General features: G+C 70.0%; 21 protein-coding genes and 1 riboswitch. Of the genes, 15 read left to right on the top strand and 6 right to left on the bottom strand.

Annotated features, from left to right (window positions below):
* The first annotated feature begins 171 nt into the window (after positions 1–171).
* The 10 genes from ACFYW3_RS16100 to ACFYW3_RS16055 all read left to right on the top strand — a co-directional run bounded on the left by ACFYW3_RS16100 (position 172) and on the right by ACFYW3_RS16055 (position 10,406).
* Positions 172–762 (top strand): CDP-alcohol phosphatidyltransferase family protein, encoded by a 591-nt coding sequence (locus ACFYW3_RS16100; protein ID WP_389386580.1) that lies wholly within the window; start codon positions 172–174, stop codon positions 760–762.
* A 100-nt stretch (positions 763–862) separates the two neighbouring features.
* The gene (locus ACFYW3_RS16095) at positions 863–3,361 is read left to right on the top strand and encodes a mannose-1-phosphate guanyltransferase (protein ID WP_329446799.1); all 2,499 of its coding nucleotides are present in this window, start codon (positions 863–865) and stop codon (positions 3,359–3,361) included.
* A gap of 251 nt (positions 3,362–3,612) precedes the next feature.
* Complete coding sequence (locus tag ACFYW3_RS16090) at positions 3,613–4,518, top strand: DUF881 domain-containing protein (protein WP_389386579.1); 906 nt, start codon at positions 3,613–3,615, stop codon at positions 4,516–4,518.
* Positions 4,515–4,847, top strand: a complete 333-nt coding sequence (locus tag ACFYW3_RS16085; RefSeq protein ID WP_003970459.1) for a small basic family protein — start codon at positions 4,515–4,517, stop codon at positions 4,845–4,847. The genes ACFYW3_RS16090 and ACFYW3_RS16085 overlap by 4 nt, the downstream gene beginning before the upstream one ends.
* Before the next feature lie 5 nt (positions 4,848–4,852).
* A complete protein-coding gene (locus ACFYW3_RS16080) occupies positions 4,853–5,662 on the top strand; it encodes a DUF881 domain-containing protein (RefSeq protein WP_389386578.1) in 810 nt (269 codons plus the stop codon).
* An 82-nt stretch (positions 5,663–5,744) separates the two neighbouring features.
* The gene (locus tag ACFYW3_RS16075; RefSeq protein ID WP_199826680.1) at positions 5,745–6,689 is read left to right on the top strand and encodes an FHA domain-containing protein; all 945 of its coding nucleotides are present in this window, start codon (positions 5,745–5,747) and stop codon (positions 6,687–6,689) included.
* Positions 6,690–6,708: 19 nt separating this feature from the next.
* Positions 6,709–7,470: a MerR family transcriptional regulator gene (locus tag ACFYW3_RS16070; RefSeq protein ID WP_351762425.1), complete on the top strand. Its 762-nt coding sequence runs from the start codon at positions 6,709–6,711 to the stop codon at positions 7,468–7,470.
* Between the two features lie 52 nt (positions 7,471–7,522).
* Positions 7,523–7,996: a bifunctional nuclease family protein gene (locus tag ACFYW3_RS16065; RefSeq protein ID WP_007262890.1), complete on the top strand. Its 474-nt coding sequence runs from the start codon at positions 7,523–7,525 to the stop codon at positions 7,994–7,996.
* A gap of 183 nt (positions 7,997–8,179) precedes the next feature.
* The gene (locus ACFYW3_RS16060) at positions 8,180–8,824 is read left to right on the top strand and encodes a MerR family transcriptional regulator (protein WP_389386577.1); all 645 of its coding nucleotides are present in this window, start codon (positions 8,180–8,182) and stop codon (positions 8,822–8,824) included.
* 55 nt (positions 8,825–8,879) lie between these two features.
* Positions 8,880–10,406, top strand: a complete 1,527-nt coding sequence (locus ACFYW3_RS16055) for a DNA polymerase IV (protein ID WP_389386576.1) — start codon at positions 8,880–8,882, stop codon at positions 10,404–10,406.
* A 216-nt stretch (positions 10,407–10,622) separates the two neighbouring features.
* Here the strand turns inward: ACFYW3_RS16055 and ACFYW3_RS16050 are convergent, their stop codons facing one another.
* The gene (locus ACFYW3_RS16050) at positions 10,623–11,015 is read right to left on the bottom strand and encodes a PRC-barrel domain-containing protein (RefSeq protein WP_351762417.1); all 393 of its coding nucleotides are present in this window, start codon (positions 11,013–11,015) and stop codon (positions 10,623–10,625) included.
* Between the two features lie 113 nt (positions 11,016–11,128).
* Positions 11,129–11,227, top strand: a riboswitch (glycine riboswitch).
* A 197-nt stretch (positions 11,228–11,424) separates the two neighbouring features.
* Between ACFYW3_RS16050 and gcvP the strand changes: the two genes are divergently transcribed.
* Positions 11,425–14,310, top strand: a complete 2,886-nt coding sequence (gene gcvP / locus ACFYW3_RS16045) for an aminomethyl-transferring glycine dehydrogenase (RefSeq protein WP_351762414.1) — start codon at positions 11,425–11,427, stop codon at positions 14,308–14,310.
* Between the two features lie 107 nt (positions 14,311–14,417).
* Here the strand turns inward: gcvP and ACFYW3_RS16040 are convergent, their stop codons facing one another.
* Positions 14,418–14,606 carry a DUF5999 family protein gene (locus ACFYW3_RS16040; protein ID WP_053683766.1) on the bottom strand — a complete coding sequence of 63 codons (189 nt, stop codon included), beginning with the start codon at positions 14,604–14,606 and terminating at the stop codon, positions 14,418–14,420.
* 284 nt (positions 14,607–14,890) lie between these two features.
* The gene (locus tag ACFYW3_RS16035; protein WP_351762411.1) at positions 14,891–15,511 is read right to left on the bottom strand and encodes a hypothetical protein; all 621 of its coding nucleotides are present in this window, start codon (positions 15,509–15,511) and stop codon (positions 14,891–14,893) included.
* Positions 15,512–16,006: 495 nt separating this feature from the next.
* Here ACFYW3_RS16035 and ACFYW3_RS16030 point away from each other — a divergent pair, with 495 nt between their 5' ends.
* A complete protein-coding gene (locus tag ACFYW3_RS16030) occupies positions 16,007–17,542 on the top strand; it encodes a glutamate-cysteine ligase family protein (RefSeq protein WP_351762408.1) in 1,536 nt (511 codons plus the stop codon).
* Positions 17,543–17,644: 102 nt separating this feature from the next.
* Positions 17,645–18,442 carry a CPBP family intramembrane glutamic endopeptidase gene (locus ACFYW3_RS16025; protein ID WP_351762405.1) on the top strand — a complete coding sequence of 266 codons (798 nt, stop codon included), beginning with the start codon at positions 17,645–17,647 and terminating at the stop codon, positions 18,440–18,442.
* A 19-nt stretch (positions 18,443–18,461) separates the two neighbouring features.
* Here ACFYW3_RS16025 and ACFYW3_RS16020 read toward each other — a convergent pair whose 3' ends face one another.
* Together ACFYW3_RS16020 and ACFYW3_RS16015 are read right to left on the bottom strand one after the other, a co-directional pair.
* Positions 18,462–19,280, bottom strand: a complete 819-nt coding sequence (locus tag ACFYW3_RS16020) for a PhzF family phenazine biosynthesis protein (RefSeq protein WP_389386575.1) — start codon at positions 19,278–19,280, stop codon at positions 18,462–18,464.
* 122 nt (positions 19,281–19,402) lie between these two features.
* Positions 19,403–20,077 carry a formylglycine-generating enzyme family protein gene (locus ACFYW3_RS16015; protein WP_389386574.1) on the bottom strand — a complete coding sequence of 225 codons (675 nt, stop codon included), beginning with the start codon at positions 20,075–20,077 and terminating at the stop codon, positions 19,403–19,405.
* 305 nt (positions 20,078–20,382) lie between these two features.
* On the opposite strand from ACFYW3_RS16015, the gene ACFYW3_RS16010 reads away from it, so the two are divergent.
* Positions 20,383–21,003: a PadR family transcriptional regulator gene (locus ACFYW3_RS16010; RefSeq protein WP_078999660.1), complete on the top strand. Its 621-nt coding sequence runs from the start codon at positions 20,383–20,385 to the stop codon at positions 21,001–21,003.
* A 172-nt stretch (positions 21,004–21,175) separates the two neighbouring features.
* On the opposite strand, the gene ACFYW3_RS16005 is transcribed toward ACFYW3_RS16010, so the two are convergent.
* Positions 21,176–21,604: an SRPBCC family protein gene (locus ACFYW3_RS16005; protein WP_351762394.1), complete on the bottom strand. Its 429-nt coding sequence runs from the start codon at positions 21,602–21,604 to the stop codon at positions 21,176–21,178.
* 171 nt (positions 21,605–21,775) lie between these two features.
* On the opposite strand from ACFYW3_RS16005, the gene ACFYW3_RS16000 reads away from it, so the two are divergent.
* A complete protein-coding gene (locus tag ACFYW3_RS16000) occupies positions 21,776–22,732 on the top strand; it encodes an EamA family transporter (protein WP_351762391.1) in 957 nt (318 codons plus the stop codon).
* The last annotated feature ends 145 nt before the right edge of the window (positions 22,733–22,877 follow it).

Raw genomic sequence — 22,877 nt, 5'->3', positions numbered from 1 at the left:
ACTGCAGGGGGGACCCTGTGGGAGAGTAGGACGCCGCCGAACAATCATTGTGGGAAAGCCCCGCACCCTCTGGGTGCGGGGCTTTTCTGCGTTCCGGGCCGGGTCGAGGTCTCCTGTAGGGTCAGGGGGCATCGACTTCAATATTTCTACAGTCACAGTGGAGGCCCCCGGGTGGAGGTCCAGGAGACTCGGGTTCAGACCGACCGAATTTTCACCATTCCCAACATCCTGAGCATGGCGCGCCTCGCCGGCGTGCCGCTGTTCCTCTGGTTGATCCTGGCGGAGTACGACGGCTGGGCCCTGGCCGTTCTCATGCTCAGCGGGATCACCGACTACCTGGACGGGAAACTCGCGCGCCGCTGGAATCAGATCAGTAATCTGGGCCGGTTGCTCGACCCGGCAGCGGACCGTCTGTACATCCTGACGACACTGTTCGGCCTGACCTGGCGCGAGATTCTGCCCATCTGGCTCACCGCGGCGCTGCTCGCGCGAGAGCTGATGTTGCTGGTCATGGTGTGGATCCTGAGGCGACACGGCTATCCGCCGCCCCAGGTCAACTTCCTGGGCAAGGCCGCGACCTTCAACCTGATGTACGCGTTCCCCTTGCTGCTGCTCAGTGACGGAAGCGGCTGGTTGGCCTGGATGGCGTCAGTTTTCGGATGGGCGTTCGCCGGATGGGGTACAACCCTCTATTGGTGGGCAGGAATCCTTTACGTGGTGCAGGTCCGCCGTCTGGTCAAGGCGGATGCCACGGCCGATTGAACTTGCTCGACGCCGGTACTGACGCGGAGGAGTTGCGAAGTCACCGTCCGAGACGGGTGAGGTCGGCTGACCGTCATCTCTCAAGGAGGACTCTTCCGACATGAAGGCCGTCGTGATGGCCGGTGGCGAAGGTACGCGTCTTCGCCCGATGACCTCAAGCATGCCCAAGCCGCTCCTGCCGGTCGCCAACCGGCCCATCATGGAGCACGTGCTCAGGCTGCTCAAGCGGCATGGGCTCAGCGAGACCGTGGTTACCGTTCAGTTCCTGGCGTCCCTCGTCAAGAACTACTTCGGTGACGGCGAAGAGCTCGGAATGGAACTCACGTATGCCAACGAGGAGAAGCCACTCGGCACCGCCGGCAGCGTGAAGAATGCCGAGGAGGCCTTGAAGGACGACTCTTTCCTCGTCATTTCCGGCGACGCGCTCACCGACTTCGACCTCACCGACCTCATCAACTTCCACAAGGAGAAGGGCGCACTGGTCACGGTGTGCCTCACCCGCGTGCCGAATCCCCTGGAATTCGGCATCACCATCGTGGACGAGGAAGGAAAGGTCGAACGCTTCCTGGAGAAGCCGACGTGGGGACAGGTGTTCTCGGACACCGTCAACACCGGTATCTACGTCATGGAGCCCGAGGTCTTCAACTACGTCGACCCCGACGTATCGGTGGACTGGTCCGGCGACGTCTTCCCTCAGCTCATGAAGGAAGGCCGGCCGATCTACGGCTACGTCGCCGAGGGCTACTGGGAGGACGTCGGCACCCACGAGAGCTACGTCAAGGCGCAGGCCGACGTACTCGAGGGCAAGGTCCAGGTCGACATGGACGGCTTCGAGATCTCCCCCGGGGTGTGGATCGCCGAAGGCGCCGAGGTGAGCCCCGACGCCGTACTGCGCGGGCCGCTGTACATCGGCGACTACGCGAAGGTCGAGGCCGGCGTCGAGATCCGCGAGCACACGGTCATCGGATCGAACGTGGTCGTCAAGAGCGGGGCCTTCCTCCACAGGGCCGTCATCCACGACAACGTGTACATCGGGCCCCACAGCAACCTGCGCGGTTGCGTGATCGGCAAGAACACCGACATCATGCGGGCCGCCCGGATCGAGGACGGGGCCGTCATCGGTGACGAGTGCCTCGTCGGCGAGGAATCCATCGTCCAGGGGAATGTACGCGTCTACCCCTTCAAGACGATCGAAGCCGGCGCCTTCGTCAACACGTCGGTGATCTGGGAGTCGCGAGGGCAGGCACATCTGTTCGGTGCGCGCGGCGTCTCCGGCATCCTGAACGTCGAGATCACCCCCGAGCTGGTGGTTCGGCTCGCAGGCGCCTATGCGACGACCCTGAAGAAGGGCGCGATCGTCACCACGGCCCGAGACCACTCCCGAGGCGCGAGAGCACTCAAGCGTGCCGTGATCTCGGCGCTCCAGGCCAGTGCCATCAACGTCCGCGACCTGGAGAACGTACCGCTGCCCGTGGCCAGGCAGCAGACCGCGCGAGGAAGCGCCGGCGGCATCGTGCTCCGGACCTCGCCCGGGGTCCCGGACTCGGTCGACATCATGTTCCTCGACGAGCGCGGGGCCGACCTCTCGCTCCAGCAACAGCGCAAGCTGGACCGGGTGTACGCACGGCAGGAGTACCGGCGCGCATTCCCCGGCGAGATCGGTGACCTGCAGTTCCCGGGCAGCGTCTTCGACGCGTACACCGGCTCGCTGCTCAGACGCGTGGACATCACCGGGGTCGCGGACTCCGGGCTCAAGGTCGTCGTGGACGCCTCGAACGGCAGCGCGGGCCTGGTCCTGCCGAGCCTGCTCGGTCGGCTCGGCGTGGACGCGCTCACCGTGAACCCCGGTCTCGACGAATCCCGACCGACCGAGACCAGGGAGTCCCGACGGGCCGGCCTGGTGCGGCTGGGCGAGATCGTGGCGTCCTCGCGGGCGGCCTTCGGCGTGCGCTTCGACCCGGTGGGCGAACGGATCTCACTGGTCGACGAGCGCGGGCGGATCATCGAGGACGACCGGGCCCTGCTGGTCCTCCTCGACCTGGTCGCGGCGGAGAAGCGCAGCGGCAAGGTGGCGCTGCCCGTCACCACCACCCGGGTCGCCGAGCAGGTCGCGGCGTACCACGGGACCCAGGTCGAGTGGACGACGACCTCACCCGACGACCTGACGCGGGTGGGCCGGGCCGAGAACACCATCTTCGGCGGCGACGGCCGGGGCGGCTTCATCGTCCCGGAGTTCAGCAGCGTCTTCGACGGTTCCGCGGCCTTCGTGCAACTGATCGGGCTGGTGGCGCGCACACAGCTCACCCTCAGCCAGATCGACGCCCGTATCCCGCGGGCCCACGTCCTCAAGCGGGACGTACCGACGCCGTGGGCGGTCAAGGGGCTCGTGATGCGACGGGTCGTGGAGGCCGCCGGAGACCGTCAGGTCGACACCACCGATGGTGTGCGGGTGGTCGAGGCCGACGGGCGCTGGGCGCTGGTCCTTCCGGACCCTGCCGAGGCCGTCACGCACCTCTGGGCCGAAGGGCCCGACGACGCGTCCGCACAGGCACTGCTCGACGAGTGGGCGGCGGTCGTGGACGGCGCCGGCGATCACTGAGCCGAGCATGTGAGACACCGGTCCGGCGGGGCCGGCACGGAAAGATTAACGGGCCGCCCCCCCCGAGCCCCCCATCCGGGGGCACTGGGGGGTGCATACCCCGAGGGGGGGGGGGGGGGGGGGCGCGGCCGCCCGGTTCCCCCCCGTCGCTCTTGCTCGCGCCGGGGGGGGGGGGCCGGCCCCCCCGGGCCCCCCCCCCCCCCCCCCCCCCGCACGCCCGCATTCGGTGGCAAGGGTGGTGACATGCGACGATGTGGGGCATGTCGCAGCCGCCCAACAACCGGAGTTCGGCCACACCGCCCGCGCGCCCGGACGCTTCCATGTCGCTGCTGACGCACGTGATGGACCACAGTCTCGACGAGGGCTATGCGGAAGCCTCGGCACGGAGCGCGGCGGACGGTACCGCGGGCCTTCCGCGCACACTCAAGGCCAAGCTCGGCCTCGCCGCCGGACTGGTGATCGCCGCCATGGTCGTCACGCTCGGAGCGGCCGAGGCGCGGATATCGGCGCCGGTGCTGGCCAAGGAGCGCCAGGAACTCATCGACCGGGTGGAGCGGGCCGACGCGCACGCCACCACCGTGGAACGCGACATCGAGCGGTTGCGCACCGAGGTCGCGGACAGCCAGCGCGAGGCACTCAAGCAGCACGGCGGGGACCAGGGGCAACTCGTGGCCCTGCTGGCCGGCGCCACCGACGTGCGCGGGCCGGGGATCAAACTCACGGTGGACGACGCCAAGGGATCCTCCTCCGCGGGCGGCGGAGGGCCGCGCGAGAGCGCCGGGTTCTCGAACACCGGCCGGCTCCGCGACCGGGACATGCAGAAGATCGTCAACGGGCTCTGGCAGTCCGGCGCGGAGGCGATCTCGATCAACGGTCAGCGCCTCACCGCCCTCTCGGCGATCAGGGCCGCGGGTGACGCGATACTGGTCGACAACAAGCCGCTGGTACCGCCGTACGAAGTGCTCGCGGTGGGCGACAAGAAGAAGCTCGGGACCGCGTTCCAGGACTCCGTGGGCGGCCAGTACCTGCACGTGTTGCAGGAGAACTACGGGATCCGCTCCAGTCTGGCGCCCGTGGACGACATCCGCCTGCAGGCCGCGTCGAGCCTGACCGTACGTACAGCTACAGCAGCAAAGCCGAAGAAGGGTGCATCGTGATCGCGGTACTGGGCCTCGTGGTCGGAGTGGTGGTCGGACTTCTGGTCCGACCCGAAGTGCCGGCCGTGGTGGAGCCTTATCTGCCGATCGCCGTGGTGGCGGCGCTGGACGCGGTCTTCGGCGGTCTGCGCGCGATGCTGGACGGCATCTTCGTGGACAAGGTCTTCGTGGTGTCGTTCCTGTCCAACGTCGTGGTCGCCGCGCTGATCGTCTTCCTCGGGGACAAGCTGGGCGTCGGCGCGCAGTTGTCCACCGGTGTGGTCGTCGTGCTCGGCATCCGCATCTTCTCCAACGCCGCGGCCATCCGTCGGCACGTTTTCCGGGCGTGAGGCCGATGAGTGTGGAGAACACCCCGCCGGAGGAACCGAACGTCCCCGAGCAGCCTCTTAAGGAGGGGTCGGCACAGGCGGCCGAGCCCGAGGAGACCGGTCGGCAGCGCCTGGCAGCCGGTCTGTGGCCCCCGAGGGTGAGCCGCGCCCAACTGATCGTCGCGCTGTTGCTGTTCGTCCTCGGCCTGGGTCTGGCCATCCAGGTCCGTTCGAACAGCGACTCGGGAGCCCCGCTGCGCGGGGCCCGTCAGGAGGACCTCGTACGGATCCTCGACGAGCTCGACGGTCGGACCAAGCGCCTGGAGGACGAGAAACAGAGGTTGGAGGACCAGCGCAAGGAGTTGGAGAACAGCTCCGATCAGGCCGAGGAGGCGCGCAAGCAGACCGTGGAGAAGGAACGCCAACTGGGCATCCTGGCCGGTACGGTGGCAGCCCAGGGACCGGGCATCACGTTGCGGATCACCGACCCCACCGGGCAGGTGCAGTCGGACCAGCTCCTGGACACGCTGCAGGAGCTGCGGGCGGCCGGAGCCGAGGCGATCCAGATCAACGGTGTGCGGGTGGTGGCCGGGTCGTTCTTCTCGGACGAGGGCGGTGGGGTCGGCATCGATGGGAAGAAGATCACACAACCCTATGAGTTCAAGGTCATCGGCAAGCCGCAGGACCTGGAGCCCGCGCTGAACATCCCCGGCGGCGTCGTACAGACGCTGGAGAAGGAACAAGCCACGGTCGCCGTCACACGGTCGGCGAAGATCGTTGTGGACGCCTTGCGGGCTGCGAAGCAGCCTGACTACGCTCGGTCGTCATCACCGTGACGCGGGGCGAAACGTGGAGCGGCTCACGCGGGTGGATGCCTGCGGGGGGTCGAGGCACCGAAGTCGCGGTGCGTGGTGGAAACTGTCTGGTGGTTACGGACGTTGTGAGAATGTCCGGATCGGCAGGTGTGTGCATTCGGAGTTCGTCCTGCCCCACGGGCGGGTCTGTTTCGGTCAAGGGGAATCGCCCGTGAAGTTGTTTGAGAAGTTGTTCGGCAAGAAGAACCGCGAGGAAGGCGGTGCCGCGAGGCATCGCGCGGGGCACGGAGACGGGGAAGGGCAGGGCGACCGGCCGCTCTTCCGCGACGAGGTCGCCGGCTCGGGTGATGTTTCGGGCGCGCAGGGCGCGTCGGCTGTTGACCCTGCCGGTACCGGCCGCATAGGTTTCGGTGAACCATCAACCTCAAGTGCGGGTGGAGGGTTTGCCCCCGACCCGTATGCCACCAATGCCTCCGCGGGGCAGCCGCGGCGCGAGGAGCCGTCCATGTCGGCCGAGCAGATCTGCAGCAGGTGCGGGCACCGCAGCGATGCGGCCAGCCGGTTCTGCTCCAGCTGCGGGGCGCCGCTGCGGCCGGGTCTGACGCCGGAGCGTGCTTCGGAGACCACGTCCACGATCTCGATCTCGGGCCTTGAGGCCTACGAGGCCGAGGTGTCGGGGCAACAGCACGTGTCGTCCTCGCTCTCTCCCGAGGCCCAGGCCGCGGTGGAGGCGCTGCCCCCCGGTTCCGCTCTGCTGATCGTGCGGCGCGGCCCCAACTCCGGCAGCCGGTTCCTCTTGGACGGCGAACTGACCACGGCCGGTCGGCACCCGCAGAGCGACATCTTCCTGGACGACGTCACCGTCTCCCGGCGGCATGTCGACTTCCGCCGGGGCCAGGACGGTGGCTTCACCGTCTCGGACGTGGGCAGCCTGAACGGCACGTACGTGAACCGTGAGCCGATCGACTCCGTCGCCCTGCACAACGGCGACGAGGTGCAGATCGGCAAGTACCGGCTGGTCTTCTACGCGAGCCTGCGGGGCATCTGACCCGTCAAGGGAAGGTCCCATGCTGCGCACCCCGACAGGCGGTGCCGGAAACGGCACCGCCGGCTCGGCCGGGCGGCTGGTGAGCATCGGCACGGTGCTCACCATGCTGCGTGACGAGTTTCCCGACGTCACGATCTCGAAGATCCGCTTCCTGGAGGCGGAGGGGCTCGTCGAGCCCCGGCGCACACCTTCCGGATATCGCAAGTTCAGCACCGAAGACGTCGATCGGCTGAGCCGGATCCTGCGCCTCCAGCGGGACCACTACATGCCGCTGAAGGTCATTCGCGAACAGCTCGACGCGCTCGACCGCGGCGAACAGGTACGCATCCCGTCGCCCACCACGCACGGGGACTCCGTCGACCCCGCGAGCCCCGCAGCCGTGTACGGCGAGGTGGGGCGGGAGCGCTCCACCGCGGCCCGGGTGGGCCGCGCCGAGCTCATCTCCGCCGCCGAGGTGGACGAGGTGCGGCTCGGCGAGTGGGAATCGTACGGACTCATCACCGAGGCGCCGGGCGGCGGATTCGACGCCGAGACGGTGACCGTGGCCCGGTTGATCGCGGATCTCGGTCGATTCGGGCTCGAGCCCCGCCATCTGCGCGCCATGAAAGCGGCCGCGGATCGGGAGGCCGGTCTGGTCGAGCAGCTCGTGGCCCCACTGCGCCGACACCGCAATCCGCAGACCAGGGCCCATGCGGAGGCCACGATGAGGGAGCTCGCCGGGCTGTCCGTGAGGCTCCACGAGGCCCTGGTACAGAGCGCTCTCGGGGTCCGGCTCCACTGACCAGGGGGAGCCCGACTACCCAAACCTGCCGGGCAGGTCCTAGGGTTGCTGTGTGAACGAGCTCGACGTTGTGGGTGTCCGGGTGGAAATGCCCTCCAACCAACCGATCGTGCTCCTGCGTGAAGTGGGAGGCGATCGGTACCTCCCCATCTGGATCGGACCCGGGGAGGCGACCGCCATTGCCTTCGCGCAACAGGGCATGGCCCCTGCCCGTCCGCTGACGCACGACCTGTTCAAGGACGTGCTGGAAGCGGTCGGTGAGGAGCTCACCGAGGTTCGGATCACGGATCTGCGGGAGGGCGTCTTCTACGCGGAGCTTGTCTTCGCCAGTGGGGTCGAGGTGAGCGCGCGGCCCTCCGATGCCATAGCGCTGGCCCTGCGGACGGGTACGCCGATCTACGGCAGTGACGGCGTGCTCGACGACGCGGGCATCGCCATCCCCGATGAGCAGGAGGACGAGGTGGAGAAGTTCCGCGAGTTCCTCGACCAGATCTCGCCCGAGGACTTCGGCACCGGGCCACAGTGAGGCGGCGCGCGCCGTGTCACCCTCCGTGAAGTTTCAGCCCATTCGAGTAGCCTTTCCCCGTAAAGGGACACGGGAAACCACTCTCAGGGTGATTATCACTCGGCGTGCCGAGTGTGGCGATCGTTGACGCACCCCTGGTGACTGCCTACCTTCGAGGAGGCAGGTCAAGGACGGAGGGTCGGCGTGAGGATCACGGGCGACGGTACGACCGGGGGCATCCCCGCACGGAGTGACGGCGGGCCGTACCCGCTGCACGGCGGTGCGGCGGGTTCCGCGCGCCGTCAGCCGGAGTCGGTTCCGACGCCGGTCGGACCGGTGAGCGGGGACCAGGCGCCCGAGCAGATCGGCTACAGGGGGCCGACGGCGTGCGCCGCCGCCGGCATCACCTATCGGCAACTGGACTACTGGGCGCGGACCGGGCTGGTGGAGCCGAGCGTGCGACCCGCGTACGGCTCGGGCACGCAGCGGCTGTACAGCTTCCGGGACGTGGTGGTCCTCAAGATCGTCAAGCGCTTCCTGGACACCGGGGTGGCGTTGCAGAGCATCCGCACCGCCGTGCAGCACCTGCGCGATCGCGGGTTCTCGGACCTGGAGCGCATTACGCTGATGAGCGACGGCGCCACCGTCTACGAATGCACCTCACCCGATCAGGTGGTCAGCCTGCTCCAGGGCGGACAGGGCGTCTTCGGCATCGCGATCGGCGTGGTCTGGCGGGACGTGGAGAACGCGCTGTCCCAGCTCCACGGCGAGCGGATCGACACCGGCGAGACACTGGTCGGACAGAACCCCGCGGACGAGCTGGCGGCGCGCCGCAACCGGGCGGGCTGAGGCGCTCCGGCGGGCTCCCGCCGGATTGTCAGAGGCGTAGGGCAGCATCGGGGCTGTGAGAGCCGCGCCGACCATCCTGCATCTGGACATGGACGCCTTCTACGCATCCGTGGAGCAGGCGTCGAAGCCGAGCCTTCGCGGCAAGGCCGTGATCGTCGGCGGACTCGGGCCGCGCGGGGTGGTGGCCACGGCCTCGTACGAGGCCAGGCGCTTCGGTGTGCACTCGGCGATGCCGACGGCGCAGGCCAGAAGGCTCTGCCCGAACGGCGCCTACCTCACCCCCCGGTTCCGCCTCTACCAGGCGGTCAGCGAGTGCGTCATGGGGCTCCTGCGGGCCCTGTCGCCCCTCGTGGAGCCGCTCAGCCTGGACGAGGCCTTCGTGGACCTGGAGGCGGGCGAGATCGCCTTCGACTCCGCCGGCGCCCGGGCGGCCGGGGAGCGGCTGAGGGCCGACATCATGGCCGCGACGGGGCTCAGCGGGTCCGTGGGGCTCGCGGGATCCAAGATGCTGGCCAAGGTGGCCTCCGAGGAGGCCAAGCCGGCAGGGCTGCTGCTGATCGAGCCCGGGACCGAACGCGCACACCTCGCGCCGATGTCGGTGCGGACCCTGCCCGGGGTGGGCCCGGTCACCGGGGAACACCTGCGGCGGGCCGGCATCACCACCGTGGGGGAGTTGGCCGAGGCCGGCGAGGACGAGCTGGTCCGGATGGTGGGGCGCTCGCACGGGCTGGGGCTGTACCGGATGGCGCTGGGGTTGGACGACCGCCCGGTGGTCGCCGAGCGGGACGCGAAGTCGGTCTCGGTGGAGGACACCTTCGACGTGGACCTGCACGACCGGGTCCGGATCCGGGGCGAGGTGCAGCGGCTCGCCGACCGCTGTGTGGGGCGGCTGCGGTCCTCGGGGCACTCGGGGCGCACGATCGTGCTGAAGGTGCGGCGCTTCGACTTCTCGACGCTGACGCGCTCGGAGACGCTGCGGGGGCCCACCGACGATCCGGGCGTGGTCCGGGAGGCGGCCGCACGGCTGCTGGAGGGCGTGGACACCACGGGCGGGGTGCGACTTTTGGGAGTCGGGGTGACGGGGCTCGCGGACTACACGCAGGAGGACCTGTTCGCCCAGGCCGAGGCCCAGGCGGAGGCGGAGGGGGCGGCGGTGGCGGGCGGGCCCGTGGTGGGCCCGGCAGCGGAGGCCGAGGACTCCCCGGGCGGAGGCGCGGCGGACGGTACCGGGACCTCGCCCGGGGCTCCGGAAGAGCCGGAGGGGGCCGAAGGAGCCGTACGGGGCGCGGAGGGCGACGGGGACGGCGTGCGGCCGGGGGAGGCGGTGATCGCCCCCGGGCGGTTCTGGCCGGCCGGGAGCGACGTGCGGCACGCGGTGTACGGACCTGGGTGGGTACAGGGCAGCGGGGTCGGGCGGGTGACCGTACGGTTCGAGCGGCCGGGATCGCCGCCCGGACGTGTGCGCACCTTCAAGGTGGACGATCCGGAGCTGGAGTCGTCCGATCCGCTGCCGCTGGTCGGGGAGGACGGAGGGGGAGGGGCCGTTGAGCGGGGGCGCCCGCGTGGCGCCGGAGCCGCCTAGGGCGGTGACCGGAGGGTTCACCGCGACCCGGCAAAGCTCTCCGGCCACAGAACTAGGCCGTTTCTTTCGGATCGTGCCTGACCCGCGCCGCCCGGCACCGCACCTCGCCGCGTTGTCGAGGCACCCGAGGACGTCCGGTACTCGGGAGCCTCTCCGCCTTGCGATGCACGGCACCGGACGACGCGGGCCTGACCGGCACGATCCGAAAGAGACGGCCTAGCCCTCGCCCGCGAGCCGGCCGAAGTCGCGGGGCGTGTCCTTCGGCGGGGTCGGCGGGTGGTGGAACTCCGTCGGCAGGGTCACGTCCAGGCCGTAGTGGTGGTAGAGCTGCAGCTCCTGCTCGGGCGAGAGGTGGCGGCCGACGCCGAAGTCGGGCGCGTCCCTGATCAGGGATCGTTCGAAGGGGACCCGCAGGGTGTCCCCGACCACCTCGCTGGGCTCCAGGGGGACGAACGCGTCCCGGCTGAACAGGCCCGTCCGGACCGCGGCCCATTCCGGAACGCCCGTGGCATCGTCGAGGTAGACCTCGTCCACGGTGCCGATCCTGGCTCCGTGGAGGTCGAATGCCTTCCGGCCGATCAGGCTGCGCGGATCGATGTCGGTCTGCACGGTCCCTCCACATGGTCGCAACTCCTCCGTATTCACTACAGAAGTGCATATTCGGAGAGGGGGCCACTCGAGGGAGGGTTCGGAACCTCGCTGGTAGGCTGGGTGACGGCTGTCGACCCTGTGCGGGAGAGTCCTCCGAGTGAACGCGACGGAGGCGCCGAAGGAGCAAATCCTCCCCGGAATCTCTCAGGCATACGTACCGCACGTGGTGAGGCCACTCTGGAAAGCAGGGGCGGGTACCGGGTGATCTGTGCCGGTTCCCCTCCTCACCGACGGTGAAAGCCGGATCTCATGGGCGAACCCCAGGAGGCCCGGTGAAGCTCTCAGGTTGAGATGACAGAGGGGGAGGCCGTTCGGGTGCCCGCGCCGTGGTGCCCCTCGCAGGTCATACGACCAGGAGGCCTCCGTCATGACCGCCAACCGCATTCCGCTCTCCCAGCTGGAGCGAGGCATCCCCTTCGAGCAGCGCCACATCGGCCCGGATGCCGAGGCGCAGGCGAAGATGCTCGCCCACGTGGGCTACGGCTCCCTGGACGAACTGACCGCCGCAGCGGTGCCCGATGTGATCCGCAGCGCCGAGGCGCTGAACCTCCCCGAGGCGCGGACCGAGGCAGAGGTGCTCGCCGAGCTCCGCGAGCTCGCCGACCGCAACCAGGTCCTCTCGTCCATGATCGGTCTCGGCTACTACGGGACCTTCACCCCGCCGGTGATCCTGCGCAACGTCATGGAGAACCCGGCCTGGTACACGGCCTACACGCCCTACCAGCCGGAGATCTCGCAGGGCCGCCTGGAAGCGCTGCTGAACTTCCAGACCGTCGTCGCGGACCTGACCGGCCTGCCGACCTCCGGTGCCTCGCTGCTCGACGAGGGCACCGCGGCCGCCGAGGCCATGTCGCTGGCCCGCCGGGTCGGCAAGGTCAAGAACGGTGTCTTCCTGATCGACGCGGACGCGCTGCCGCAGACGATCGCCGTGATCGAGACCCGTGCCGAGCCGACGGGCGTCGAGGTCGTCGTCGCCGACCTGTCCGAGGGCATCCCCGCCGAGATCGCCGAGCGCGGCGTCTTCGGCGTACTGCTCCAGTACCCGGGTGCCTCCGGCGCCGTACGGGACATCAAGCCGGTCATCGACCAGGCGCACGAGCTCGGTGCCATCGTCACGGTCTCCGCCGACCTGCTCGCGCTGACCCTGCTCACCTCGCCGGGCGAGCTGGGCGCGGACATCGCCGTCGGCACCACCCAGCGCTTCGGCGTTCCGATGGGCTTCGGCGGACCGCACGCCGGCTACATGGCCGTCCAGGCCAAGCACGCCCGCTCGCTCCCCGGCCGCCTCGTCGGCGTCTCCGTGGACGCGGACGGCAACAAGGCGTACCGCCTCGCCCTCCAGACGCGCGAGCAGCACATCCGCCGCGAGAAGGCCACCAGCAACATCTGCACCGCGCAGGTGCTGCTCGCCGTCATGGCCGGCATGTACGCCGTCTACCACGGCCCGGACGGGCTGCGGACGATCGCCCGTCGGACCCACCGCTACGCGGGCGTGCTCGCCGCGGGTCTGGCGGCCGGCGGGGTCAAGGTCGTGCACGGCTCGTACTTCGACACCCTCACCGTCCGGGTACCGGGCCGTGCGGGCGAGGTCGTCGCCGCCGCCCGCGCGGGCGGGGTCAACCTGTACCGCGTCGACGCCGACCTGGTGTCGATCTCCTGTGACGAGACCACGCTGCGCGCCGACATCGAGGCCGTCTGGGCCGCCTTCGGCGTCACCGCCGACATCGAGGCGCTGGACGAGATCACCCCCGAGAGCCTGCCCGAGGGCCTGCTGCGCTCGGACGAGTACCTGGCCCACCCGGTCTTCCACCAGCACCGCTCCGAGACCGCGATGCTGCGCTACCTGCGCAGGCTCTCGGACAAGGACTACGCGCTGGACCGCGGCATGATCCCGCTGGGCTCCTGCACGATGAAGCTCAACGCGACCACCGAGATGGAGCCGGTCACCTGGCCCGAGTTCGGGCAGCTGCACCCCTTCGCGCCGGTCGAGCAGGCCGAGGGGTACCTCACGCTCATCAACGAGCTGGAGGAACGTCTCTGCGAGGTCACCGGCTACGACAAGGTGTCGATCCAGCCGAACGCCGGTTCCCAGGGTGAGCTCGCCGGTCTGCTGGCCGTCCGCGCGTACCACCGGGCGAACGGCGACGAGCAGCGCACCATCTGTCTCATCCCGTCCTCCGCGCACGGCACGAACGCCGCCAGCGCCGTGATGGCCGGCATGAAGGTCGTCGTCGTCAAGACCGCCGACGACGGCGAGGTGGACGCGGACGACCTGCGCGCCAAGATCGAGCAGTACCGCGACGAGCTCGCCGTGCTGATGATCACCTACCCGTCCACGCACGGTGTGTTCGAGGAGCACGTCGCGGACATCTGCGCCCAGGTGCACGACGCCGGCGGCCAGGTCTACGTGGACGGCGCCAACCTCAACGCCCTGGTCGGTCTGGCAAAGCCGGGTCACTTCGGCGGCGACGTCTCGCACCTGAACCTGCACAAGACCTTCTGCATCCCGCACGGTGGCGGCGGTCCGGGCGTCGGCCCGGTCGGCGTCCGGGCGCACCTGGCCCCTTACCTCCCCAACCACCCGCTCCAGCCGACCGCCGGCCCGGAGACGGGCGTCGGCCCGATCTCGGCCGCCCCGTGGGGTTCGGCCGGCATCCTGCCGATCTCCTGGTCGTACGTGCGCCTGATGGGCGGCGAGGGCCTCAAGCGCGCCACCCAGGTGGCCGTCCTCGGCGCCAACTACATCGCCAAGCGCCTGGAGCCGCACTACCCGGTGCTCTACACCGGTCCCGGCAACCTGGTCGCCCACGAGTGCATCATCGACCTGCGTCCGCTCTCGAAGGCCACCGGCGTCAGCGTCGACGACATCGCCAAGCGCCTGATCGACTACGGCTTCCACGCGCCGACGATGTCCTTCCCGGTGGCCGGCACGCTGATGATCGAGCCGACGGAGTCCGAGGACCTCGCCGAGATCGACCGTTTCTGCGACGCGATGATCGCCATCCGCGCCGAGATCGAGCGGGTCGCGGGCGGCGAATGGCCGCTCGACGACAACCCGCTGGCCAACTCCCCGCACACCGCCGCGGCGCTGGGCGGCGAGTGGAACCACCCGTACACCCGCGACGAGGCCGTCTTCCCGGGCGGGGTCACGGCCGCCGAGAAGTACTGGCCGCCGGTGCGCCGGATCGACGGCGCCTTCGGCGACCGGAACCTGGTGTGCTCCTGCCCGCCGCTCGACGAGTACGACAACTGAGTCGTGATCGTGGCGCTGTGAGCCGATGAGGAAGGGGCTGGTCCCGGAGCGATGCTCCCGGACCAGCCCCTTCCCCGTGTTCCGTGTCGTCCCGTCCAGGCCGGCTTCTAGGCGACCGCGAGCGGCCGGTGCGGGGCGATGATCTGGCCGTCCGGCAACAGCTCCCCGGTGTCCTCGAAGAGCAGGACGCCGTTGCACAGCAGGCTCCAGCCCTGTTCCGGGTGGTTGGCCACGGGCAGTGCGGCCTCCCTGTCGGCGGAGTCTGACGTCGGGCAGGCTGGCTGGTGCTGGCACATGGATGCGTTCTTTCGCTGCGATGTGGTCTGTGTGCTACGGCTCGATGCGTGATTCATGGCCGTCCCCCTGGGTCATCCCCGCGCCTGCGGGGAGTATGTCCTCAGTGTTCCCCCACGACGGCTGCTTCGTAGGTATTTCCCGGCAGCTGTCCTCATACATGGAGGACGCATCACTCGTGCGGGCGGTTCAGGCCAACTCCCCTGTCATTTCGGGTGGTTCACCAGTGGTCCGAGCGGGCTAGGCCGTATGGGCAGCTTGGGCCATGCCGGTCGGGGAGCGCTGGTCAGGCCGCCGGTGCGGCCACCGCGGGCGGCGCCGGAGGGGCGGGCGGGGTGAGCCGACGGGTCAGTACGGGCAGCAGCTCGGACACGGTGTGCGGTCGGAAGGGCGCGATCCCGGGGGGTGCCGGGGCCAGGGGGATCAGCAGGTCGGCCGCGTCCGGCAGGCCCGCCGAGGCGTCGGCGTTGACCGCTCCGTGCAGCCACAGGGTCAGCATGTACAGCTCCGGTACGGACAGGAGTCTCGGCTGGTGGTTCCTGCCGAGCGACTCGGCCTGACGCAGGGCGCGTTCGGTCGCCGCCACATAGGGGCCCTCGAAGAAGTGCGAGAAGGCCCAGCCGTCCGCGGTGAGCCGGGTGTCGGCCGCGGCGACGAAACGGTCCCCGCTGCGGATCATGAACCGCCAGCCGGTCAGCCGCGTGCGGGGCGGCCGGCCGCCGGTCGTGAGCGGCGAGGTCCGCAACCGGTCGAGCACGTGGACCGGCAGGGGGAGTTCCGCGGTCAGGGGACCCTGGATCTTGCGCAGGGCCGGGGTGTGCGCCTCGTGCACGGCCGTGGGGGAGCGGAGTGCCGCGAGGACGCAGCGCAGGGCGGGCGCGGGAGCCGGAGGGACATGCAGCGGCATGGTGGGTCGCCTCTCACTTGGGAGACCTGGGGTGCGGGGGAAGGTGCGGACGGCGCTGTCGCATTCTGGGGCCAGAGGGGGGCTGAGGGGCAATGGCCGCGCGCCAACTCTCTGCCTCGTTTGCGGAGTTTATACGACATGTGTTCACGCAGTGTTTCGGCTAGCTGTCCCGTCCATTGCCGACAAGGCGCTTACCGGTCCCTCTGGCATGGCATTCATGCCGGTTGGGCGCGAACATGCCGCGCTGACCTCGGAGGTTACCGGACGGGGGCTCGGCTGGAAAGCGTCGGTTATGTGGAATGGGCAAAGTCGAGGCGGAATTTGCGTTATCGAGCTTGCCAGGTGAATGTGCCGAAGCGCCCTTCGGGCCAAACCGGCGCGCGCTGTCCGCCATGCGTCCCCCCGCCGCGTTATCGATCACTCCGCCGGGGCATCATCGACCGTAACGCGCGCCTGGGTGCACCGGGCCAGGCCCATTCGAGGAGGGACGCTTCGATGGGGGAGAAGGTCGTGGCAGGCGGATTCGACCTGTCCGATCGGCATCGGTATCGAAGGAAGCTCCACGAGTGCCTGGAGGGGCTGGAGCGCCTTCTGGCGGAGAAGAGGTTCGATCGGCCCAAGAACATGATGGGACTGGAGATCGAACTGAATCTCGCGGGTGCCGACGGGTTGCCGAGAATGGTGAATGCCGAAGTTCTGGAGCGGATTGCGAGCCCCGATTTCCAGACCGAACTCGGAATGTTCAACCTGGAGGTGAACGTACTTCCGCACCGCCTCGGCGGCCGGGTATTCGACCAGCTCGCCGAAGAACTCGGCGCGGGGTTGCACTATGCCCACCGGCAGGCCGCCGCCATCGACGCCGGGGTGGTGATGATCGGCATTCTGCCGACGATCACCCGCTCCGACCTGGCTCTGGCGAACCTCTCCGCCGTGGACCGGTACTCGCTGCTCAACGAGCAGATCCTGATGATGCGCGGCGAGGACTTCATCCTCGACATCGACGGCGTCGAGCGGCTGACCTGGACCTCCGGGTCGATCGTTCCCGAGGCCGCCTGCACCTCCGTGCAACTGCACCTCCAGGTGACTCCGGCCCGGTTCGCGGACGTGTGGAACGCGGCCCAGGCGGTGTCCGCCGTACAGACGGCGGTCGGCGCCAACTCGCCGTTCCTGTTCGGGCACGAGCTGTGGCGGGAGTCGCGGCCGCCGCTCTTCACCCAGGCCACCGACACGCGGCCGCCCGAACTCCAGGCGCAGGGCGTGCGGCCGCGGACCTGGTTCGGGGAGCGGTGGGTGGACTCGGCGTACGAACTCTTCGCGGAGAACGTCCGCTTCTTCCCGTCCCTGCTGCCGATCTGTGACGAGGAGGAGCCCCTGCGCGTGCTTGCCGAGGGCGGGGTGCCGAGCCTGCAGGAACTGGTGCTGCACAACGGAACGGTCTACCGCTGGAACCGGCCCGTGTACGGGGTCGCCGACGGTGTGCCGCACCTGCGGGTGGAGAACCGGGTGCTGCCGGCCGGGCCCACCGTGGCCGACGTGGTCGCCAACGCCGCCTTCTACTACGGACTGGTGCGCACGCTCGCGGACGAGCAGCGGCCGGTCTGGACGAGGCTGCCGTTCGCGGAGGCCGAGGCCAACTTCGACGCGGCCTGTCGGTACGGCATCGACGCGCGGCTGCGCTGGCCGCGTCGGGGCAGGGGCGGAGGCCTGGCGAGCGTACCGGCGGTGCGGTTGGTGCTCGACGAGCTGCTCCCGATGGCGGCGGCCGGGTTGGACGCCTGGGGGATCGCGCCGGCGGACCGGGACCACTACCTGGGGATCATCGAACAGCGGTGTCGGCTCCGGGTGAACGGGGCGACCTGGCAGGTGGACACCTTCCACCGGGCCGTCGCGGCCGGCCTGGGACGCGACGACGCGCTGGCGGCCACCACCCGGCGCTACAGCGAGCTGTCGCACCGGGGCGAGCCCGTGCACACCTGGCCGGTCGGGCTCGCCGGGCAGGAGGTGGACGCCGCGGCGGCGGCCCGACGCTGACCCCGACCGGGTCCGATGATCCCGTTGCCCCGTCGAGGAGGCAGTATGGGGGTGTCGTGACGGCACGTCGCGACACCGATCGCGGCGGGACGGGAGTCGGGCGTGCGGGTGGAGCCGGAGCCGGTGGTCAAGGACCTGCGAGAAGAGAGCCGCGGGTACCTGCGGACCGAGACGCTGCTCGTCCTCGCGCTGTCGCTGGGGGCGAGCGGGGTCTCGGCCCTGATCAGCTTCATCGGTTCACTGACCAAGCCGGGCGGGCTCAAGGACCAGGCGGCCACGCTGAACGGGTCGTACGCGCCCGGGCGGCCCTGGCTGGACCTGGCCTGGCAACTGTTCGGGATCGCGAGCGCGCTCGTCCCCGTACTGCTCGTCGCGCACCTGTTGACGCGGGAGGGCGCACCGGGGCTGCGGACGCTCGGCTTCGACCGGACCAGGCCGCTGTTCGACCTGAGTCGCGGGGCTCTGGTCGCCGCCGGGATCGGCAGCGCCGGGCTCGCCTTCTACCTGGCGGCCCGCGCCACCGGCTTCAACCTCACCGTGGTGCCGGAGGCGCTGCCGGACGTGTGGTGGAAGTTCCCCGTGCTGATCCTCTCCGCGCTGCAGAACTCCGTGGTGGAGGAGGTCATCGTGCTGGCCTACCTGCTGCGCCGGCTCGACCAACTGGGCTGGTCCCCGACGGCTTCGCTGCTGGCCAGCTCGGCACTGCGCGGTTCCTACCACCTCTACCAGGGCATCGGCGGCTTCATCGGCAACATGGTGATGGGCGTGGTGTTCGTGCTGGCCTACCGCCGTTGGGGGCGGGTCGGACCGCTCGTCGTCGCGCACGCGCTGCTCGACATCGTGGCCTTCGGCGGCTACGCCCTGCTCGCGGGCAGGGTGGACTGGCTGCCGACCCCCTGAGGCGGCGTCGGGTGGGTCCTCAGGGGCGGGTGAGGAGCTCCCCGTCCAGGACCGTGACGGCGTGACCGGTCAGGAGGGTGCGCTCACCGGCGAGGGTGACGCGGACCAGGCCCGTACGCGATCCGCCCTGGAGACCCGTCAGCGTGGTGCGGCCCAGACGTCGTGCCCAGAAGGGGGCGAGCGCGGTGTGGGCGCTGCCCGTGACGGGGTCCTCGTCGATGCCGAACGCCGGGAAGAAGCCGCGGGAGACGAAGTCGTAGCCGCGTGAGGGGTCCTCGGCGGCCGCCGTGACGATCACCCCGCGGCGGGCGTAGCCGCGCAGGGCGGCGATGTCGGGGGTGAGCTCCCGTACCGTCCGCTCGTCCGCGAGCTCCACCACCAGGTCGCCGACGTGGGCGGACGTGTCGTGCACCGAGGTGATCGCGGCGCCCAGCGCGCGCTCCACCTCGGGCACGGGCTCGACCTCCGTCAGCGAGGAGGTCGGGAAGTCCATGGTGATCGTGCCGTCCTCGGCGGTCCGCGCCGTGAGGATCCCACAGCGGGCGGCGAAGCGGATCAGACCGCTCGCCCGGCCGGCCGTCGCGAGGACGTGGGCGGTCGCGAGGGTGGCATGACCGCACATGTCCACCTCGGTGGCCGGGGTGAACCAGCGCAGTTCCCAGTCGGCCTCCCCGCCCGCCGGCAGCGGCCGGGCGAAGGCGGTCTCGGAGAGGTTGACCTCGGCGGCGACCTGCTGGAGCCAGGAGTCCGGGGGGAACGCGCCGTCCAGCAGCAGGACCCCGGCGGGGTTCCCGTGGAAGGGGCGGTCGGTGAAGGCGTCGACGATTCGGATGCGCATGACCTCGACCGTAAGGCGGGTACGGGAACGCTGCCAAGGGCTGATCCGTGCCGGTGAACGTCGATCGATTGCCACCGGACAGAGGGCCTTCGCGCACGACGCGGATCAGCGCACGACGTGGATCAGCGCACGACGGAGCGCGCGACGCGGAATCCCACGTCGTCGACCTGGAAAGTCGGGTGGCTGCGGCGCCGCGCGGAGGCCCGGCAACTCCAGTGCTCATCGAACCAACCACCGCCGCGGAGCACCCGGTAGGCGCCGTAGACCTCGGCGTCGTAGACGTCCCAGCACCAGTCCCAGACGTTGCCGAGCATGTCGTGGAGCCCCCACGGGTTGGGGCGTTTGCCGCCCACCTCGTGGATGCGCTCGTGCGAGTTGCCGCGGTACCAGCCGATCTCGTCGAGCTCCCCGTAGCGCGGCCCGGCCGTCCCGGCACGGCAGGCGTGCTCCCACTCGGCTTCGGTCGGCAGTCGATACCCGTCGGAGGACGCGTCCCACTCGACGTCTTCGGTCCCGGCACGGAAGTGGTAAGCGGGCGTGAGGCCGGCGCGCCGGGACAGGGCATTGCAGAACCGCGCCGCGTCCCACCAGGAGACGCACTCGACGGGCAACTGGTCCCCGGGCGTGGTACTCGGCCGCCGGCCCGTGATCCGTGCGTACAACGCCTGGGTGACCGGGGTTGCCGCGAGCTGGTACGGCGCGAGCTCGACCGACCAACTGCGCTGTGTCCGCCGGTCCGACAGCGTCACCTGCCCCGGCGGGATGGCGATCATCTCGTTCCCCGTCATCACGTCCATGATCAGGAGATCCTAACGAGGCCTGCCGGTGCGAAACGACAGCGCCCTCGACGGTTGTCCTTGGCCGACACGAATCTGCACGTCGTCATCCTTCGCCGACAGGGACAGCCATCGATCATGAATCGGCGGCCAACGACCGACATCCACTGGCACAGGACAGCCGATCCGGGGTACCTGGCTCTGTCGTCGAGAAGTTTCCGATATATCGTTGACGCATCGCGAGCGATCAGTGATAGTGGAGACATCGAAGCCGTCGGACATCGGGTCGGACGGCGAGAACACTCGATGACGAAAGGAGCGCGGTCATGCGTTCACACGGACAGCACGGACACGACCACGGCCACGAGCACGGACGGGGCCACGGCCACTGCGGGCCGGACCGTCGGGAGGAGTTCGGCGGGCGTCGCGCCGCCTTCGGCCCGTTCGGACCGCCCTTCGGTGGCGGACCCTTCGGAGGGCGCGGCGGGCGCGGCGGACCGCGCGGTCGGGCGCGGCGGGGTGACGTGCGCGCCTCCATCCTGGCGCTGCTCGCGGACCGGCCGATGCACGGCTACGAGATGATCCAGGAGATCGGGGAGCGCAGCGGAGGGGCCTGGAAGCCCAGCCCCGGCTCGGTCTACCCGACCCTGCAACTGCTGGAGGACGAGGGCCTCATCACGAACGAGAGCGAGGGCGGCAAGAAGCTGTTCACGCTCACCGACGCCGGCCGCACCGAGGCCGAGTCGGGGCCGGACGCCCCCTGGGCGGACGCCGGTCGGGGCTTCGACTTCGAGGCGATGCACGAGGTTCGGACGGCCGGAGTCGGCCTGATGGAAGCCTTCGGGCAGGTCTTCAAGACCGGCACGCCCGAGCAGCGCGAGAAGGCGCTCGGGGTCATCAACGACGCACGCAAGAAGCTCTACCTGATCCTGGCCGACGAGCACTGAGTCGACGAGCACTGAGTCGACGAGGGCTGAGTCGACGAGCGCTGAGTCGGCCCGGTGCCGGCTCGGCCGGTGCCGGCTCGGTCGACGCCATGCGAGGGCGCGCCCCGCGGGAATCCTCCCGCGGGGCGCGCCCTCGCGCGTACCGGCTCGGCGTACACGGCGGGGGTGCGGGTCAGGCGACCAGGCCCGCCAGCTTGCGCAGCGACTCGTTCAGTGCGGCCGTGGCCGAGTCCTTGAGCTTGCCGGCCATCAACGACACGGCGGCCCCGGTGAACTCGCCGTCGATCCGGACGGTGGTGGCCCCGCCGTCCGGGATCAGGGTGTACCGGGTGAGGACGGCCACGCCCATCGGGCCCTTGCCGGTGATGGCGAAGAGGCGCTCGTCCTCAAGCTCCGAGACGGTCCAGAGGACCTCGGCCGGGAAGCCCATCATCTTCATGTTCTCCGCGAAGGTCGATCCGACCGCCAGGGTCTCCGGTCCGCCCTTCGGGAAGTTGGTGTGGGTCATGCTCCACTGGCCGTACGCGTCCCAGTCCGTCAGCTGCGTCCAGAGCTTCGCGGCGGGCGCCTCGATGCGTGATTCCGCGGTGACTTCGGCCATGCGACCACCCCTTCTCGTCGGGTACGTGCGGCGGAAGGTAGCCCCGGCGGGCGGAACATTCAATACTGACGACCTGTCAGATAGGGCGGGTCGGACCGGGGTGGGTGTCGGGTGCGTCTCAACAGGTGTCATGTCGATGACGGTCCTGACGGCTCCTGTCATCATGTGGCCATGCAAGCGTCAGGGAAGAACGCCGGACTGGGCCTCGCCCTCGTCTCGGCGTGTGCGTTCGGTGGTTCGGGCGTCGCGGCGAAGCCGCTGATCGAGGCGGGTCTGGACCCGCTGCACGTGGTCTGGTTGAGGGTGGCGGGCGCGGCGCTCGTGCTGTCCCCCCTGGCCTGGCGCCATCGCGACCTGGTGCGTCGCAAACCGTTCCTGCTGGCCGGCTTCGGACTGATCGCCGTCGCCGGTGTGCAGGCCTTCTACTTCGCCTCCCTGTCCCGGATCCCCGTCGGCGTGGCACTCCTGCTGGAGTACCTGGGGCCCGCCCTGCTACTGGGCTGGATCCGCTTCGTACAGCGCAAGCCGGTGACCCGGGCGGCCGCCGCCGGGGCGGCGGTGGCCGTCGTGGGGCTGGCGTGCGTCGTGGAGATCTGGGCCGGACTGAGCCTGGACCCGCTCGGGGTGCTGCTGGGCCTCGCCGCCGCCTGCTGCCAGGCGTTCTACTTCGTGTTCGCGGATCAGGGGACCGACGGGGACGACGTCCCCGACCCGCTGGGCGTGATCGCGTTCGGCATGATCGTCGGCGCGCTGGTCATGACCGTGATCGCCCGGCCCTGGCGGATGGACTGGGCGGTACTCGGCTCCGACGCGGCACTCGGCGACACGACGGTCCCGGCGGTGGTGCTGCTCGGCTGGGTCGTGCTGATCGCGACCGTGTTCGCGTACCTGACCGGGGTCGTCTCGGTGCGCCGGCTCTCGCCGCAGGTGGCGGGCGTGGTGGCCTGCCTGGAAGCGGTCATCGCGACCGTCCTGGCCTGGGTGCTGCTGGGCGAGCACCTCTCCGCCTGGCAGATCGCGGGCGGGGCCCTGGTCCTGGGCGGGGCCTTCATCGCGCAGTCCGCGCGGCCCACCCCGCCGGCGGCGGCCGACCCGGCCGTGTTGGACCGCGAGACGGCCAAGGCTTAGGGTTCCGAGCATGCCTTCGACCGTGCTTCCGCCTCCCGCCGCCTAGCGCGGGCGGCCTTCGAGCGAACGAGTGCCCCGCCCCGGGGAGTTCCCGGGCGGGTTCGCGCTGCCCGCGAAGCGATGACCCCCTTCCTTCATCCTTCAC

The sequence above is a fragment of the Streptomyces sp. NPDC002602 genome (assembly GCF_042889445.1).
Classification (GTDB): Bacteria; Actinomycetota; Actinomycetes; order Streptomycetales; family Streptomycetaceae; genus Streptomyces.
The sequence above is the reverse complement of the archived record's forward strand: the minus strand, read 5'-3'. Positions and strand labels throughout refer to the sequence as shown.